At 69.8% G+C, this 16,214-nt stretch carries 13 protein-coding genes; 6 read left to right on the top strand and 7 right to left on the bottom strand.

What is annotated here, in order from left to right; all coding sequences use genetic code 11:
• Positions 1-228: 228 nt before the first annotated feature.
• The 7 genes from cysN to I6A60_RS18355 all read right to left on the bottom strand — a co-directional run bounded on the left by cysN (position 229) and on the right by I6A60_RS18355 (position 8,124).
• Positions 229-2,142, bottom strand: coding sequence for a sulfate adenylyltransferase subunit CysN (gene cysN / locus I6A60_RS18385; protein ID WP_203024333.1), 1,914 nt, complete (start codon positions 2,140-2,142; stop codon positions 229-231).
• Positions 2,142-3,065: a sulfate adenylyltransferase subunit CysD gene (gene cysD / locus I6A60_RS18380; RefSeq protein ID WP_203024331.1), complete on the bottom strand. Its 924-nt coding sequence runs from the start codon at positions 3,063-3,065 to the stop codon at positions 2,142-2,144. The genes cysN and cysD overlap by 1 nt, the downstream gene beginning before the upstream one ends.
• 58 nt (positions 3,066-3,123) lie before the next feature.
• Positions 3,124-3,927: an SDR family NAD(P)-dependent oxidoreductase gene (locus tag I6A60_RS18375; RefSeq protein WP_203024329.1), complete on the bottom strand. Its 804-nt coding sequence runs from the start codon at positions 3,925-3,927 to the stop codon at positions 3,124-3,126.
• A gap of 45 nt (positions 3,928-3,972) precedes the next feature.
• Positions 3,973-5,211: a hypothetical protein gene (locus tag I6A60_RS18370; RefSeq protein ID WP_203024327.1), complete on the bottom strand. Its 1,239-nt coding sequence runs from the start codon at positions 5,209-5,211 to the stop codon at positions 3,973-3,975.
• The gene (locus I6A60_RS18365; protein ID WP_203024325.1) at positions 5,211-6,356 is read right to left on the bottom strand and encodes a sulfotransferase; all 1,146 of its coding nucleotides are present in this window, start codon (positions 6,354-6,356) and stop codon (positions 5,211-5,213) included. Before I6A60_RS18365 ends, I6A60_RS18370 begins: the two co-directional genes overlap by 1 nt.
• 75 nt (positions 6,357-6,431) lie before the next feature.
• On the bottom strand, positions 6,432-6,974 hold the full coding sequence (locus tag I6A60_RS18360; RefSeq protein WP_203024323.1) for a TetR/AcrR family transcriptional regulator: 543 nt from the start codon (positions 6,972-6,974) through the stop codon (positions 6,432-6,434).
• A 163-nt stretch (positions 6,975-7,137) separates the two neighbouring features.
• On the bottom strand, positions 7,138-8,124 hold the full coding sequence (locus I6A60_RS18355; RefSeq protein ID WP_203024321.1) for an alpha/beta hydrolase: 987 nt from the start codon (positions 8,122-8,124) through the stop codon (positions 7,138-7,140).
• A gap of 360 nt (positions 8,125-8,484) precedes the next feature.
• On the opposite strand from I6A60_RS18355, the gene I6A60_RS18350 reads away from it, so the two are divergent.
• The 6 genes from I6A60_RS18350 to I6A60_RS18325 all read left to right on the top strand — a co-directional run bounded on the left by I6A60_RS18350 (position 8,485) and on the right by I6A60_RS18325 (position 16,183).
• Complete coding sequence (locus I6A60_RS18350; protein ID WP_013424446.1) at positions 8,485-9,180, top strand: TetR/AcrR family transcriptional regulator; 696 nt, start codon at positions 8,485-8,487, stop codon at positions 9,178-9,180.
• Positions 9,181-9,445: 265 nt separating this feature from the next.
• Positions 9,446-10,246, top strand: a complete 801-nt coding sequence (locus tag I6A60_RS18345; protein WP_203024319.1) for an enoyl-CoA hydratase — start codon at positions 9,446-9,448, stop codon at positions 10,244-10,246.
• A 333-nt stretch (positions 10,247-10,579) separates the two neighbouring features.
• Positions 10,580-11,794 carry a CaiB/BaiF CoA-transferase family protein gene (locus I6A60_RS18340; protein WP_203024317.1) on the top strand — a complete coding sequence of 405 codons (1,215 nt, stop codon included), beginning with the start codon at positions 10,580-10,582 and terminating at the stop codon, positions 11,792-11,794.
• On the top strand, positions 11,791-13,023 hold the full coding sequence (locus tag I6A60_RS43610) for a cytochrome P450 (RefSeq protein ID WP_203024315.1): 1,233 nt from the start codon (positions 11,791-11,793) through the stop codon (positions 13,021-13,023). The genes I6A60_RS18340 and I6A60_RS43610 overlap by 4 nt, the downstream gene beginning before the upstream one ends.
• Positions 13,020-14,483: an aldehyde dehydrogenase family protein gene (locus I6A60_RS18330; protein WP_203024313.1), complete on the top strand. Its 1,464-nt coding sequence runs from the start codon at positions 13,020-13,022 to the stop codon at positions 14,481-14,483. The genes I6A60_RS43610 and I6A60_RS18330 overlap by 4 nt, the downstream gene beginning before the upstream one ends.
• Positions 14,480-16,183, top strand: a complete 1,704-nt coding sequence (locus tag I6A60_RS18325; RefSeq protein WP_203024311.1) for an OB-fold domain-containing protein — start codon at positions 14,480-14,482, stop codon at positions 16,181-16,183. The genes I6A60_RS18330 and I6A60_RS18325 overlap by 4 nt, the downstream gene beginning before the upstream one ends.
• Positions 16,184-16,214: the final 31 nt, after the last annotated feature.

Here is a 16,214-nt window from a genome sequence, read left to right as displayed (position 1 = left end):
GACCTGCTCGCCTACAACGACGAGGCGCGCGTCGCGAAGTTCATGGGCGCCAACCTCGCCACCCTCATGGGCTACCCCGCCAAACTCGAAGCCACCGCCAGCGTCTGAACACCGCGGACGCTGCCACGCCTTACGCGCATCGGCCCGGCCCGTGTCCTGGACACGGGCCGGGCCGATCTGCGTCGCGGGCGGCGTAGCGCTGCGGGCGGCCTGGCAGCAGAAGCACGGTTACGGGTTTGCTGGCAGCACCCCTTGGGCCCGGAGCTGGCTGACGACGAGGTCGGCGGCCTCCTCCGGCTGCGTGACGGACGTGTCGACGCGAATCTCCGGCGCCAACGGTGGCTCGTAGGGCGAGTCGACGCCGGTGAAGTTCGGCAGCTCTCCGCGGCGGGCCTTGGCGTAGAGACCCTTGACGTCACGGGCCTCGGCCTGCTCGATCGGGGTGTCGACGAACACCTCGAAAAAGCGGCCTTCACCGGCCCGCTCGCGTGCCAGCGCACGCTCGGCGCGGAACGGCGAGATGAACGAGACCAGCACGACCAGTCCGGCGTCGGCCATCAGCCGTGCCGTCTCGGCCACGCGACGGATGTTCTCGACACGATCGGCCTCGGTGAAGCCGAGGTCGCGGTTGAGGCCGTGCCGCACGTTGTCGCCGTCGAGCAGAACCGTGTGCACGCCCAGGGAGTGCAGCTGCTGCTCCGTCCGGTTCGCGATGGTGGACTTTCCGGCACCGGACAGACCGGTGAACCAGACGACCGCCGGGCGGTGTCCCTTCAGCCTGCTGTGCGCTTCGGTGGTGACCTCGAGCGCCTGCCAGTGGACGTTGCTGGCGCGGCGCAGGGAGAAGCGCAGCAGCCCGGCGCCGACCGTCGCGTTGGAAAGCCGGTCGACGACGACGAAACCACCCATGTCCCGGTTGGAGACGTAGGGATCGAAGGCCACCGGTCGGTCGGCGCTGACCGTGCAGACGCCGATCTCGTTGAGCTGCAGCGTCCGGGCCGCCACCTGTTCCAGCGTGTTGACGTTCACCTTGTACTTCAGCTGGGAGAGGCTGATGCCCGTGGTCCGGGTGCCCAGCTTCATCAGGTAAGGCCGTCCCGGGACCATCGCCTCCTCGTGCATCCACACCACCTGCGCCTCGAACTGGTCGGACACCTCGGCGGGATCGTCGGCGGCGCAGAGCACGTCGCCGCGGCTCACGTCGATCTCGTCGGCGAGAACGAAGGTGACGGACTGGCCGGCCGTGGCCTCGTCGAGATCCCCGTCGAAGGTGCTGATCCGGGCCACCGTGCTCGTCTGCCCCGAGGGCAGGACGCGCACCTTGGCCCCGGGCGCCACCGTGCCGCCGGCGACCGTGCCGGAGAAGCCGCGGAAGTCGAGGTTCGGCCGGTTGACCCACTGGACCGGCATGCGGAACGGGCCCCGGCCACCCCGGTCATTCAGCTCGACGGTCTCCAGGTGCTCCAGGAGCGCCGGCCCGGTGTACCACGGTGTCTCCGGGCTCTGGTCGGTGATGTTGACGCCCCGCAGCGCCGAGATCGGGATACAGGTGATGTCGCGCAGCCCGATCTCGGTGGCGAATGTCCGGTAGGCGGTCTCGATGCGGTCGAAGACGGCCTGGTCGTAGTCGACGAGGTCCAGCTTGTTGACCGCGACGACGATGTTCTCGATGCCGAGCAGAGAAACCAGGTAGCTGTGCCGCCTGGTCTGGGTGAGCATCCCCTTGCGGGCGTCGATCAGGATGACCGCGAGCTCGGCGGTCGAGGCCCCGGTGACCATGTTGCGGGTGTACTGCTCGTGGCCTGGGGTGTCGGCCACGATGAACTTGCGCCGCTCGGTGGCGAAGAACCGGTAGGCGACGTCGATGGTGATGCCCTGCTCGCGTTCCGCGGCGAGACCGTCCACGAGCAGGGCGTAGTCCAGCTCGCCTCCCTGGGTGCCGACCCGTTTCGAGTCGGCTTCGAGCGCCGCGAGCTGGTCCTCGAGGATGAGGTGGGACTCGAAAAGGAGCCGGCCGATGAGGGTGCTCTTCCCGTCGTCGACACTGCCGCACGTGATGAAGCGCAGCAGACTCTTGTGCTCGTGCGCGTCGAGGTAGGCGTCGATGTCCTCGGCGATGAGGGCTTCCCGGGCGTTGGACACTAGAAGTAGCCCTCCTGCTTCTTCTTCTCCATCGAACCGGAGGAGTCGAAGTCGATAACGCGTCCCTGCCGCTCGGAGGTCGTGGTCAACAGCATTTCCTGGATGACCTCGGTCAGCGTGGTCGCTTCGCTCTCCACCGCGCCGGTCAGCGGATAGCAGCCCAGCGTGCGAAACCGGACGCTGCGCAGCCGCGGCTCCTCGCCTGGCAGCAGGCGCATCCGCTCGTCGTCCACCATGATCAACGCGCCGTCTCGTTCGACGACGGGACGCGGCGCCGCGAGGTAGAGCGGCACGATGGGGATGCTCTCGCGGTGGATGTACTGCCAGATGTCGAGCTCCGTCCAGTTGGAGATCGGAAACACGCGGACCGACTCGCCCTGGCTGTGCCGCACGTTGTAGGTGCGCCACAGCTCGGGGCGCTGGGACTTCGGATCCCAGCGGTGCTGCGCCGTACGGATCGAGAAGATCCGCTCCTTCGCGCGGGACTTCTCCTCGTCGCGGCGGGCACCGCCGAAGGCGAGATCGAACTTGTGCAGGTCGAGCGCCTGCTTGAGGCCTTCGGTCTTCCACAGGTCGGTATGGACCGCGGAACCGTGGTCGAACGGGTTGATGTTCCGGGCGAGAGCCTCGGGGTTGCGGTGCACGAGGAGCTGCATGCCGGCCTCGGCCGCCATCTTCTCCCGCATCTCGTACATGGCCCGGAACTTCCAGGTGGTGTCGACGTGAAGAAGCGGAAACGGCGGCGTCGACGGATGGAAGGCCTTGCGGGCCAGGCGCAGCATCACCGCGCTGTCCTTGCCGACGGAGAACAGCATGACCGGCCGCTCGCTCTCGGCGACCGCCTCGCGCATGATCTGGATGCTCTCGGCCTCCAGGCGCTGCAGGTGCGTGAGGCTCGTGGGCGTTGTCGCGGTGGTGGTCACCGGATCGTCTCCCGACTGGCGCTGGGCGTGCTGGCGCCCGGTGGTTCGACTACGACGCTCATACGAAGTCCGAGCCTCCGTCGACGTTGATGTTGGCGCCGGTCATGTAGGTGTTCCGGGCCGACGCGGCGAAGGCGATGACAGGACCGATCTCCGCCGGATCGGCCGCCCGGTCGAGGAACACGTGGTGGCCGAAGCCGCGGCCGATATAGCGCATGACGTCGTACAGGTCGTTCTCGTCGACGTCGGGAATCGGAGCGAGCGCCTGCTTGAACGACTCGGAGGCGAACGTTCCCGGGCTCACCGTGTTCACCAGGATTCCCTCGGGGGCGAGGGTCTGGGAAAGGTTCTTGCTCAGGCTCGTCAGCGCCGACTTCGCCGCGGTGTAGGCGATCAGCGGCGGGGACTGCCGTTTGGTCGACATCGCCGAGACGTTGACGATCCGGGCCCACTTCGCCGCCCGCAGTAGGGGCAGGGCGGCCCGGATCGTCCGTACGGCGCTCAGCGTCAGGCCGCTGAGGACGCTGTGCCATTCCTCGTCGGTGTAGGTCTCGAACGTCTTGAGGTTCAGGGCCATCGGGCCGGCGGCGTTCACCAGCGCGTTGAGCTGGCCCCACCGCTCACCCACCTGGGCGAGGGCCGCGTCGACCGAGCCGGCGTCGAACAGGTCGGTCTGAATGCCGACGGCGTCGGGCGAACCGAGCGCCGAGAGCTCCTCGACCGTGGCGTCGAGTGCCGCCTTGGAGCGGGCGAGCACCGCGACCTTGGCGCCGTCGGCCGCGAAGCAGTCGGCGGCGGCGCGCCCCATGCCCGCGGTGCCACCCGAGACGACGACGGTGGCGTCCTTGAATCCGAGATCCATGTGCTTTCTCCTGAGGTGCCGGAAGCTGGGGGGTGAGGGGTCGGCTCAGGTGCTGGCGAAGCGGCGCTGCGCGCCGCGGCGCCGGCGCTCGACCGTCGCCGCGCGCTCTTCCGGGGTGACGACGCCGGTCGTCTCCGGGAGGTGGTCCCGGATCGAGTCGAAGGGCACGACCTTGGTGACGGCGTCCGGGCCGTGGTCGGCGACGACCCAGCGGAAGAGCAGCGGGCCCTTGGTGTGGCCCATCGTGTCCAGCCAGTTCGGCACGCCCGGGTCGCGATGCGCGACGACGGCCCGGAAGACGCCGTCGTCGTCCAGCACCGCCTGGCGGAAGTTCAGGCTGGTGTGCCGGGTGGCGTAGTCGAGCGACTCCCACCAGAAGTTGCCAATGTGCAGGCTCCAGTACCGGGCCTGTGCCGGAGTCGCCTCGATGATCAAGGCCTCGTCCGGTGCGAGGTCGAAATGCCCCCAGCCGTTGATGTTCTCCTCGGCGCCACCCATGTCGGACTTCACGGTGGCCGGGTCGAAGGCGTTGCGCCGGTTGGCCTGCCCCATCGCCTCGATGTCGTGCCAGAACTTGATGTTCGCCTCGAGCCAGCCGCCGATCCGCTCGATCTGGGCCGCCACCCGGGCCGGCGTGGCGACGAGACGGTCGGCGGAGGCGTCGGCCGGGACCGGAGAGACGAGCTCGATGTTCAGGCGTGCGCGCTGCTCGTTGTCCCAGTCGCCGAAGAACTGCCGGACGACGAGGGTGTTGGTCTCCGGGGTGGAGGCCAGGTAGTTGCCCTCGCGCTTGGTGGGGCCGACCCAGAGCTCGAAGTTTCCCTCGGCGTCGGTCTCCAGCTCGTCGTTGCGGATGTTGCCGTAGGTGGCCAGGCCTCCCATGACCTGGAAACCGAGATATCCGACGGTCCCGACGTTGCCCCAGACCCGGTAGTCGAGGTCGCCGCGGATCGTCGCGTTCAGGTAGGCGCAGTCGGGGCAGTCGAGGCCCCACTTGTAGATGTCGGTCCGGGCGTACGCGCCCAAGGTCGGAGCGATCGGGTCCGACGGCGTCAGCGCCTGGTTGATCCCGTAGCCGACCATCGCGAGGAGGTGCCGGTAGCCGGCCGCCTTGTCGACCGGCGCCTGCGGCACATCGGCGCGGTTCAGCTCGTCGCCAACCCTGGCGATCGTCTCGCCGAACGCCTTCCAGACGCTGCCGTCGAGCAGCGCCGGGCTGTCATAGGTCTCCGTCAGCAACGCGCCGTCTATGTAGTTCGGCATCCAGTCGAAGTTCATGTCCATCAGTTCTCCTCGGTGATGCCGAAACGGTCGGTGTAGAAGCCGAAGCGCTTGCGCAGGTCGGCCGGGTCGAGCCCGAACTCGGCGGGGTCGTAGCGCCGGGCACCGGCCCGGTCCTCGGAGTTGGTGCGCCACCAGTCGGCCATCAGGCTCCGGGTGGGCTCGGGCAGCTCCATGCCGAGGCTGCGGTAAAGCCGCTCCACCGTGCCGATCGGGTCTCGCTGCATGTCGGCGAAGTGGACGTCGTGAAAGCGGTCCTCCCGACCGCCGTCCCGAAAGGCGATGAGGGTGCGCAGGCCCTCCTCCCACTGGCCGGTGGTGAGCCGCCCGAAGTGGCGCGGGTCCGGGTCGTCGGTCAGCGGGGAGGACAACGCGGACATCAGCGCGCAGACCGACGGGAGAACCTTGACGACGTCGCGGTGGGTCACGATGAACTCCGCGTCGGGATAGACCCTGGCCAGGGCGTCCAGGTGCTGAATGTGCGCCGGCGTCTTGAGCCACCACTTGTTGGGCGGGCAGTGCCACTGCAGGAGCTGCAGTACCCGGCGGTGATACCGGTAGGTCGGCTCCATGTCGCACTCGGCGAGCCAGCGGCTGTAGGTGGGAATGCGCGCGGTCGCCTCGAACAGCTGGGACCGGAAGTCGAGCGCCATCAGGAGCAGGCACTCCTGCGGCCCGGTCGCGGACTGGGGCAGCATGCCGACGAAGTCGGGGAACATCTCGTTGATGACCGTGATCTCGGTGTGCGCCTTGTCGATCCGCGGGTCGGCGTGCTGGGTGGCCGCCTCCGGGGGCGGCGTCGGCTCGCCAGCCTCCCAGCTGCGCAGCGTGCGGCGGCGGTCGTCCAGCGCGAGCAGAAAGCTCAACGCGGTGGAGCCGGTGCGGGGGAGCCCGAGACCGAAGACGGGTCGGTCCACGACCTCGTCGGCGATCTCCGGGTGGGCCCTGAAGCACTTCTCGATCTCGAGTCTGCTGACGAGGTTCTCGGTGAGGCGCAGGGCGTTCACGCCCTCGCCTAACTCGTTGAGCGAGGCCTCGCGGTTCATCGACTCCACGAGGACCTCAAGGCCCTCGCGCCAGCCGTCGGGGCCGAAGTCGCTCGACTGGGCCCGCTCACAGGCCTGTTCGATCAGGTGATCGACGATCACTGGGTGGCCTTCCGGAAGTGTTTACGTTACGAATTGTAAAGTAACCCGCCCATGGGAGGACATGTCAACCACGGGTCAGCTTTTTTTGTCCGCCGCGGCCCCGCGCAGGACGTGATCAGTGATCGTCTGGGGGCTTGGCGGCGCCTCCGACCCCTGCGGCACCGCGCTGCGGTAGATGGCGAAGCCGATGACCATGTCGAAGATCGCCGCGGGGTCGGCGTCGGGTCGAAGATCGCCTTCGTCGACGGCGCGCCGCAGCCGGGCGACGACGTCCTTCCTGACCGGATCCCGCAGCCGGGCATGCCAGGCGGTGTCCATCGGTTGGTCGTTGAGCAGTCCGGAGAACGCCCGGGCCACCTCAGGGCGGCCGAAGAACTCCATGGTCGCCGTGACCCACAGCTCCAGGTCGGCGCGCAGGTCGCTCGTGTCGCCGATGACCGTGGCGTCCTGCGGGGTGGTGAAGAGCGCGTCCCAGACCATGTACGGCTTGGACGGCCAGCGCCGGTAGATCGTGGGGCGTCCGACGCCGGCCCGTTCGGCAACCGCCTCGATGGTCAGTGCCGAGTAGCCCAGTTCGAGGAGAAGCTCGCGACAGGCACGCGTGATCGACTCATCCACGCTGGGATCTCTGGGACGGCCGGGGGTGCGGCGCAGGCGCGGTGAGCTCACTCGGTCATTCTCGCCATCCGGTGGTCCGAGGCGGGCCGCGGGACGGCGCAAGCCGACGCCTGACGGGGTCCGCGGGCCTGGTCGGTCGGCGGGCGAGATCGAGGACAGACGCCTACCAGCGGGCATCGACGAAGCGGCGAATCTCGGCGCTGAGCTCGTCGTCCTCGGGCGCGCCGAAGAATCCGCCGTGGGGCATCGCCTCGAACACGTGGAGCTCGGCCTGGACGCCGGCCGCACGAAGCTTCCGATGGAGGCGGACGGCGTTGGACAGGAAGAGATCGCGGGTACCGGCCTGCAGGAAGGTCGGCGGGAACTCGGGCGTGAAGTCGCCGAAAAGCGGCGACAGGTAGGGGTCGGCCAGGTCGTGGCCAGCGGCGTAGAGACGGCTCTGCGGCAGCAGCGAGCTGGTGAGGACGACGTCGAGCCCCATGTTCGTGGCGAAGCTGTCGCCCGATTCGGTCAGGTCCACCTGCGGGGTGAGCAGCACGACGGCGGCGGGCGGGGGGAGCCCCTCGTCACGGGCCCGCAGGAGCAGCGCGGCGGCCAGGTTACCGCCCGCCGAGGCGCCGCCGACGATGATCTCCTCCGGGCGATGCGACCGAAGCAGCGCCCGGTAGACCGTCAGGCAGTCGTCTAACGCGGCGGGGTACGGATGGTCGGGGGGCATCCGGTAGTCGACACCCCAGGTCACGACGCCGACCAGGTCGGCCATGCGGACCGTCGAGGCGCGGCAGCACTCCCCGCCGCCCATGAGCAGACCACCGCCGTGAATGTCGAGAAAGACCCGAGACCCGGCCTCGGGCGCCACGTTCTCGGGGGTGACCACGAAGACCCGGGCACCGTCGACGTCCACCGTCTCGACCGTCGATTTCGAGCCCGCCGAGCTGGCCTCCAGGAACGGAAGCAACATCTCGTCGGTGTCGGCGACCAGCTTGCGCCAGCCCTCCGCGTCGTCGAGCGCCGGGGTGGTGGCTGCCTGCGCTGACGTCAGGAAGGCCATTCCGGCGAGCATTTCCCGCGCCGCGGCGCTCACGGACGACGGCGCCGGAATCGTTCGCGCGGGCAGGTTCAAAGACTGTGGCTGCGGCTCTGTGCTCAAGTTTCCTCCGTTGGCGCGGAAACCCCGAGATCGCCGGAGCGCGCACGCGGCGAAATGGCGGCGTGGCGGGCGGCGGCGGCAGGGTCTTGCGGGACGGCGGACGGGCTTCGTCGCGTCCGCTGAGGCGGGTGGACCTGGTGCCGAGCCCCGCCTTTCGGGCACGTTACGACATCCTGACCCGGCACGCCAGCTGGTTCGCCGGCCCGATCCGGTGAGCCAGGAGCCCGCTGACCGGCCGGTTTAGGTAGGTTGAGTTACCGCAGGCGTGTAGCCTACGGTCCGGCACCGGCGCGTCGACGCGGACAGAACGTGGACAAACCGCTGCCAGCGAGTTGCCGACGACTGAGTCCAGGGGGGCGCATGCCTGCACGAGGGGACTCGGCACCCACTTCCTCCGCGCCGCAGATCGGGCGCTGGCGCGAGCGGGCGGTGGAAAGATCTCTCACCGACGCGCGGGCGAAGGCCGTCCGCCGCGGCGATCACTACCTGCAGACCGCGATCCAGCTTCTCGCCGAGAACGGCGACTTCACGCTGCAGGAGCTGGTCGAGCGCGCCAAGACGTCCTTCCGCTCGTTCTACCAGTACTACGAGAGCAAGGACGAGCTGCTCCTCGCCGTGTTCGAGGACGTCATGGAGAAGTCGGCGAACGAGTGCCGCTCCGAGGTGGAAGGGCTGGCCGACCCGTTCGACCGGGTCCACCACGTCGTCGAGCGTCTCTACGACGGCGTGACCGACCCCATCGGCGGGGTGCTCAGCCGAGCCATGACGATCTACCACCTGCAGCTGGCGGAGTCCCGTCCAGCGGACTTCGCCAGCGTGCTGGAGCCGCAGAAGCAGCTGTTCGTGGACCTGGTGCGCGACGGGGTCGATCGCGGTGCCTTCCGCAAGGACATCGAGCCCGACCAGCTCGCGATGATCCTCGTGCAGACGATTGTCGCCGCGACGCACATGCACGCCCTGGGCATCCACCTGACCGGTGTGCCACTGACGTCTCACGGACTGTGGGACTTCATCCGGGTGGGACTGAGCCGGGAGGCGGCGTCCCCGCAGGCGTGACGGTTCCGCCGGAACAGGCCTGCCGATCCGGTTGAGCGGGGCGCCCGTCGGCGCTCCCGCCCTCTATCTTCTTCGCGCCTCCCCGCTGCCGTCCACCCATTACCCGTTTTGGTAATCCGTGTTACCGTCCGGATGCCGCTCCGCTGGACAGACTCGGCAGGGGCAGCCTGACAACTTGCCGGGCAAGCGGGGGTGGCGTGGCGGATCGCGATCGGCTCGTCGAGCCGATGGGCGGGCGGCCCCGCCCAACTTTCGGAGGTTCGCGTTGAAGACCGAATTCATCCGGTACGACCAGGCTGATCGCGTCGCGACCATCACGCTCGACCGGCCGGCGGTGGCGAACGCGCAGAACCTGGACCTGCTCGACGACCTGGACGAGGCGTGGTGCGCCGCCGCGGCGGACCCGGAGGTGCGGGTCATCGTCCTGCAGGCGAACGGCCGGCACTTCTCGGCCGGTCACGACCTGCGGGCCGGGCTGGGGCCGGACAGCCCCGACAAGCTGACCCTCGAGTACCTCTACGGCATCGAGTCGCGCCGATACCTGGAGTACTCGCTGCGCTGGCGGAACGTCCCGAAGCCGTCGATCGCCGCGGTCCAGGGAAGCGTCATCGCCGCTGGCCTCCTGCTGTGCTGGCCCTGCGATCTCATCGTCGCGGCGGACAGCGCGACCTTCTCGGACCCCGTCGTGGCCATGGGCATCGGTGGTGTCGAGTACCACGGCCACACCTGGGAGTTCGGCGCTCGCAAGGCGAAGGAGCTGCTCTTCACCGGCCGCGCCATGAGCGCCGCGGAGGCGGAGCGGGTCGGCATGGTCAACCGGGTCGTGCCGCTGGAGCGGCTGCGAGCCGAGGTCCGGGAGCTGGCGCTGGAGATCGCCCGCATGCACCCGTTCGCGCTGCGCCAGGCGAAGCGGGCGGTCAACCAGACGCTGGACGTGCAGGGGTTCTACGCCGCGATCCAGTCGGTGTTCGACATTCACCAGACCGGCCACGGACACGCGCTGAGCGAGTCCGGCTACCCGGTGCTCGCCGGTCTCGACGAGATGAAAGAAGTGATCAAGAGGTAGCGGCGCCTCGACCCCTCGGCAGTACAGGCCGTCGGGACGGGTTATGCCTATTACCGTCTCGTGGTAATGTGAGATCCGCCCCCGTAGTCTCGGCTATCCGGTCCCCAGCGGGCCTCGGCGCCCCACTCGGTCTTGTCGAGGAGATCAGGGAAATCGCGGCGCGCGACCGTCCCCGAGATTGCGGCGGGCAACCTCCGACGCCTCCTGAACATCCCGCTGCCAGGCTGACCCCGCAGCGGTCCACAACACAATTCGGCAGGCCCGGCCTGACCGGTTGTATTTCGCATGCCGTCGCGGGGCGACACGGCTTTCAAACGGCAGGAGTTCCGTTTCGTGAATGACGTCTTAGCTGGCATCAAGGTCATCGAGGTGGCCGGGTGGACCTTCGTCCCGTCCGCCGGCGCGGTTCTCGCGGAATGGGGCGCCGACGTCATCAAGGTCGAGCCGCTGACCGGTGACCCGCAGCGCGGCCTGGTGACGTCCGGCCTGGTGCCCGCCGGTGCCGGCGGCGTGAACTACATGATGGAGGTCCCCAACCGCGGGAAGCGCTCGATCGGCCTCAACCTGGCCACCGCGGGCGGCCGGGACCTGCTCCTGGCGCTGGTGCGGCAGGCCGACGTCTTTCTCACCAGCTACCTGCCGCAGGTGCGTAAGAAGCTCGGCATCGACGTGGACGACCTGCGGGCCGTCAATCCGGACGTCATCTACGTGCGCGGATCCGGCTACGGGCCGCGTGGTCCCGACGTCGACACCCCCGCCTTCGACGGTGTCACCTACTGGGCCCGCGGCGGAGTCGCCTCGGCGCTCACCCCACCGGAGGCGGAGTTCCCCGTGGGTGGCCGGCCGGCGTTCGGCGACGTCATGGGTGGCATGGCGCTCGCCGGCGGTATCTCGGCCGCGCTGCTGGCCAGGGAGCGCAACGGGGTGGCGTCGGTGGTCGACGTCTCGCTGCTCGGGCTCGCGCTGTGGAACCTCGGCCCGGACGTGGCGGCCTCGAAGCTGTACGAAGGCGTCGAGCTGCCGAGCTTCCGCCGCGACGAGCCACCGAACCCGTTGGTCTCCTACTACCGCACCGGGGACGACCGGCAGATCTGCCTCATGATGCTGCAGTCCGACCGGTACTGGCCGGACCTCTGCCGGCACCTCGGCCTGGACGGGTCCATCGCGGATCCCCGCTACGCGGACGCCGCGGCCCGCTTCCAGAACCGGGCCGAGCTCTACCGCCTGCTGGCGGAGACATTCGCCAGCCGGACCTACGCGCAGTGGGTCGAGGCGCTGGCGACGCTCGCCGGCCCCTGGTCGGGAATGCAGACCGCCGCCGAACTTCACGACGATCCGGCCGCGCTCGCGAACGGGTACCTCCCCACGCTCACCGCGACGAGCGGCGCCGCCTTCGAGCTCGCGGCCAACCCCGTCCAGTTCGACGAGACCCCAGCCAGCCCCTCGGGCGCTCCCGAACACGGTCAGCACACCGAGGAGATCCTGCTCGACCTCGGGCTCGGCTGGGACGACATCGATCGCCACAAGCAGCAAGGAGACATCCTGTGACGACCGCCCACGCCGCCGAGCCGGCCCCGCCCGCGAGCGCCCCGGCCAGCCCGTTCGACTGGAACCCGTTCGCCCAGTCCTTCTACAACGACCCGCAGCCGGCCTACCGCCGGCTCCGCGACGAGGCGCCGGTCTACTACAACGAGAAGCAGAACTTCTACGCGCTCTCCCGGCACGCCGACGTGGCGGAGGCGCTCAAGGACACGGCGACCTTCTCGTCGACCCGCGGCATCGAGCTGCACTCCATCCAGGAGGGCCAGGTCGCCCACGCCGGCATCATCCAGATGGACCCGCCGGAGCAGACCCGGATGCGGCTGCTGGTGAGCCGGGCGTTTCAGCCCCGCGTCATCCAGGGCCTGGAACCCGAGGTCGTGGCCGTGATCGAGCACTATGCGGGCGGTCTCGGGCAGGAGTTCGACGCGGTCGCCGACTTCTCCGCGCTCTTCCCGATGGAGATCATCTCGCGGATGGTGGGCATCCCGGCCGAGAAGCGGGACTGGATGCGCCACGGCATCGACTACATCCTCGGCCGTGACAACTCGCCCGCCATGACCGACGACCAGATGAGGGTCGCCATCGAGCTGTCCACGTACTACTACACGCTGGCCGTCGAGCGCCGGAAGAACCCGGGCGATGACATGATCAGCATGCTGATCGAGGCCGAGGTGCTCCGCGAGGACGGGACGAAGACCGCCCTCGACGACATCGAGATCACCACCTTCATCTCGCTGCTGGGCGGTGCCGGCGCCGAGACCGTCACCAAGCTCATCGGGAACGCGGTCGTCCTGTTCGGCCGCCACCCCGACCAGTGGCAGCTGCTCCAGGAGCGGCCTGAGCTCATCCCGAACGCCATCGAGGAGGTACTGCGGTACGACCCGCCGGCCACCTACACGGCCAGATACCTGGCTCGGGAGTACACCGGGCACGGCGTGACCATTCCGGCCGGCGCGGCGGCGCTGCTGCTCATCGGCGCGGCCACCCGCGACGAGCGGACCTACGAGGACCCGGAGCGGTTCGACATCCGGCGCGAGCCCCAGATGAACCTCGCGTTCGGCTTCGGCGCCCACCGTTGCCTCGGCGCGGCGCTCGCCCGGATCGAGGGGCGGGTCGCGCTGGAGCGCCTGCTGCGCCACATGCCACGCTTCGAGGTCGACGAAAGCGGTCTCCGCCGGGTCAACATGACCAATGTTCTGGGCTACTCGAACGTTCCGGTGCGGGTGCTGCCATGAGCGGCGAGTCGAGGCTGCTCATCGGCGGAAAGCTGACCGACGCGGCAAGCGGCCGGACGTTCGACAACATCAACCCGGCCACCGAGGAGATCCTCGGGTCGACGGCCGACGCCGGCCTGGTCGACCTCGACGCGGCGATCGCGAGCGCCCGCGTCGCGTTCGACACGACGACCTGGTCCACCGACCGGGCGCTGCGCAAGCGCTGCCTGCTTCAGCTGCAGGAAGCGCTGGAACGGGAGCGCGAGGAGATCCGCGCCGAGCTGGTGGCGGAGGTCGGCTGCCCCGTCGCCACGACGTACATGGCCCAGCTGGAGCTGCCGCTGGAGGACGCGCTGCGCTGGCCGGCCAGAACGATCGACGAGTTCCCGTGGGAGCGTGAGCTCTCGACCGGCAACCAGTTCGGCATGCGGAGCTGGCGGAAGGCGGTGAAGGAACCGGTCGGGGTGGTCGGGGCGATCACACCGTGGAACTACCCACTGGAGATCACTCTCGGCAAGCTCGGCCAGATCCTCGCCACCGGCAACACGCTGGTCCTCAAGCCGGCGCCGGACACTCCGTGGACCACCACCCGCATCGGCCGCCTGATCGCGGAGCACACCGACATCCCGCCGGGCGTCGTCAACGTCGTCGCCTCGGCCGACCACGCGCTCGGCGAGGCCCTCGTCGACGACCCACGCGTCGACCTGATCTCCTTCACCGGGTCCACCGCCACCGGGCGGCGGATCATGGAAAGGGGTGCCATCGGCCTCAAGCGCCTCTTCCTCGAGCTGGGCGGCAAGTCCGCCGACATCGTCCTCGACGACGCCGACCTCCCGGCGAAGCTGGCCTTCGCCTCGTTCGTCTGCGTCCACGCCGGCCAGGGCTGCGCGATGACCACCCGGCTGCTGGTGCCCCGGTCCCGCTACGAGGAGGCCGTCGAGCTGGTGGCGGCGAGCTTCGCGACCGTGCCGTACGGCGACCCGACCGACCCGGCGAACATCCAGGGCCCCCAGGTCAGCGCCCGTCAGCGGGACCGCGTGCTCGGCTACGTCGAGGCGGGTCTGCGGGAGGGCGCCCGGCTGGTCACGGGCGGCGGCCGGCCCAGCCACCTCCCGAAGGGCTTCTATGTCGAGCCGACGCTGTTCGCCGACGTCGACAACACGATGACGATCGCCCGCGAGGAGATCTTCGGCCCGGTCCTCGTGATGATCCCGTTCGAGGACGACGACGACGCTGTCCGGATCGCAAACGACAGCCCGTACGGCCTGTCCGGCGCGGTCACCAGCGGCTCGGAGGAACGAGCGCTGGCGGTGGCCAGCCGGCTCAAGGCCGGCACGGTCTCGGTGAACGGCGGGATCTACTACGGCGCCGACGTTCCGTTCGGCGGGCGCAAGGCGAGCGGGGTCGGCCGGCAGAACGGCGTCGAGGGTTTCGAGCAGTACCTGGAGACCAAGTCGATCGCCGGCCTCGCGGCCTCGTGAGCGACGCCGACAGCGCCCTCGGGCCGGCCGTGGTCAGGCCGCTGCCCGCCGTCACGCCGCACACCCGCCCGTTCTGGACCGGCGGCGAGCAGGGCGAGCTGCGGCTCTACCGTTGCGCCGCGTGCGGGCTCCTGCTGCACCCCTCCCAGGTCGTGTGCCCGCGGGGCGACGGCGGCGAGCTCGCCGTGCACACCGTCTCGGGCCGTGGCCATGTGCTGTCCGTGTCGGTCAACGGGCAGCAATGGCTGCCGGAGCTCCCGCCGCCGTACGTCGTCGCGGTCGTGGCCCTCGCGGACGATCCCGCCGTCCGGCTGACGACGAACGTCGTCGGGTGCGCGCCCGAGGACGTCGTGATCGGCATGCCGGTACGGGTCCGGTTCGTACAGCAGGAGGACGTCTGGCTGCCGCTGTTCGAGCCTGATCCGTGGGGCATGCCGGTGGAGGCCACGGCGGCCTCGTTCACGCCACTGCCGCCCGCCTGCGCTCTGCCGCGGCCGGCGCGTCGGCCGGTGGCCGCCGGCTCGCGCCGGTTCGAGGAGCGGGTGGCCATCACGGGTGCCGCCCAGTCGCGCATCGGGCGGCGGCTGATGCGCCCACCGGTCGAGCTGGCCGTCGAGGCGTGCCGGGCGGCCGTCGCGGACGCCGGGCTCACGATGGACGACATCGACGGCCTGTCCACCTATCCCGGCGGCTTCCTCGAACCCATGGGCATCTCCGAGGGCGGCGTGGGAGCCGTCGAGGAGGCGCTGCGTATCCACCCCGTGTGGATCAACGGCGGGGACGAGAGCCCGGGCCAGCTCGGCTCGGTGATCGCGGCCATGCTCGCCGTCGCCAGCGGGCTGTGCCAGCACGTCCTGTGCTTCCGGACGGTCTGGGAGTCGACGCACACGACCCTGCTGCGGGAGGGCCAGCTCGCGCTTCCACCCGGCGGACGGGTGACCGGCTCCTTCCAGTACCAGCTGCCGTTCGGCGCGGCCTCGGCGGCGCAGTGGGTCGCCCAGTACGCCTCGCACTACTTCGCCCGCTTCGGCGCGAGCCGCGAGACCCTCGGCTGGATCGCGCTCAACGCCCGCGCGCACGCCGGCCTGAACCCAGCGGCGATCTACCGCACGCCGCTGACCATGGACGACTACCTGGCGGCCCGCACGATCACCACGCCGTTCGGCCTCTACGACTGCGACGTGCCCTGCGACGGCGCCACCGCCTTCGTCGTCTCGGCCGTCGACGCGGCGCGTGACCTGCGGGCACCCGTTCTCGTGGAGGCGGTTGGTACCGCCCTCGACGAGCGTCAGTCCTGGGACCAGGGCACGGTCAGCCACATGCCGAACGTCTTCGGGCCGGCGGCGCACCTGTGGAGCCGCACGTCCCTGCGCCCGGCCGACGTCGACGTCGCGCTGCTGTACGACGGGTTCTCCTTCGTCGCCCTGTCGTGGCTGGAGGCGCTCGGCTTCTGCGGGATCGGGGAGGCAGCCGACTTCCTCGACGGCGGCAAGCGGATCGGCCTGCACGGCGAGCTGCCGCTCAACCCGCACGGCGGTCAGCTGTCGGCCGGGCGCACCCACGGGTACGGGTTCCTGCACGAGGCGGTCGTCCAGCTGCGGGGCGACGGCGGCGCTCGCCAGGTCGTCGGCGCCAGGACGGCGGTCGTCAGTGCGGGCGGCGGCGTGCCGGCCGGCTGCATGCTCCTGCGCCGGGACTGACCTGGCCCGACGACCGGTGCGACGGCTGACT

Origin of the sequence: Frankia sp. AgB1.9 (assembly GCF_016786355.1) — a bacterium.
Classification (GTDB): Bacteria; Actinomycetota; Actinomycetes; order Frankiales; family Frankiaceae; genus Pseudofrankia.
Note: the sequence above shows the minus strand (reverse complement) of the source record. Positions and strands in the feature narration are given on the sequence as shown.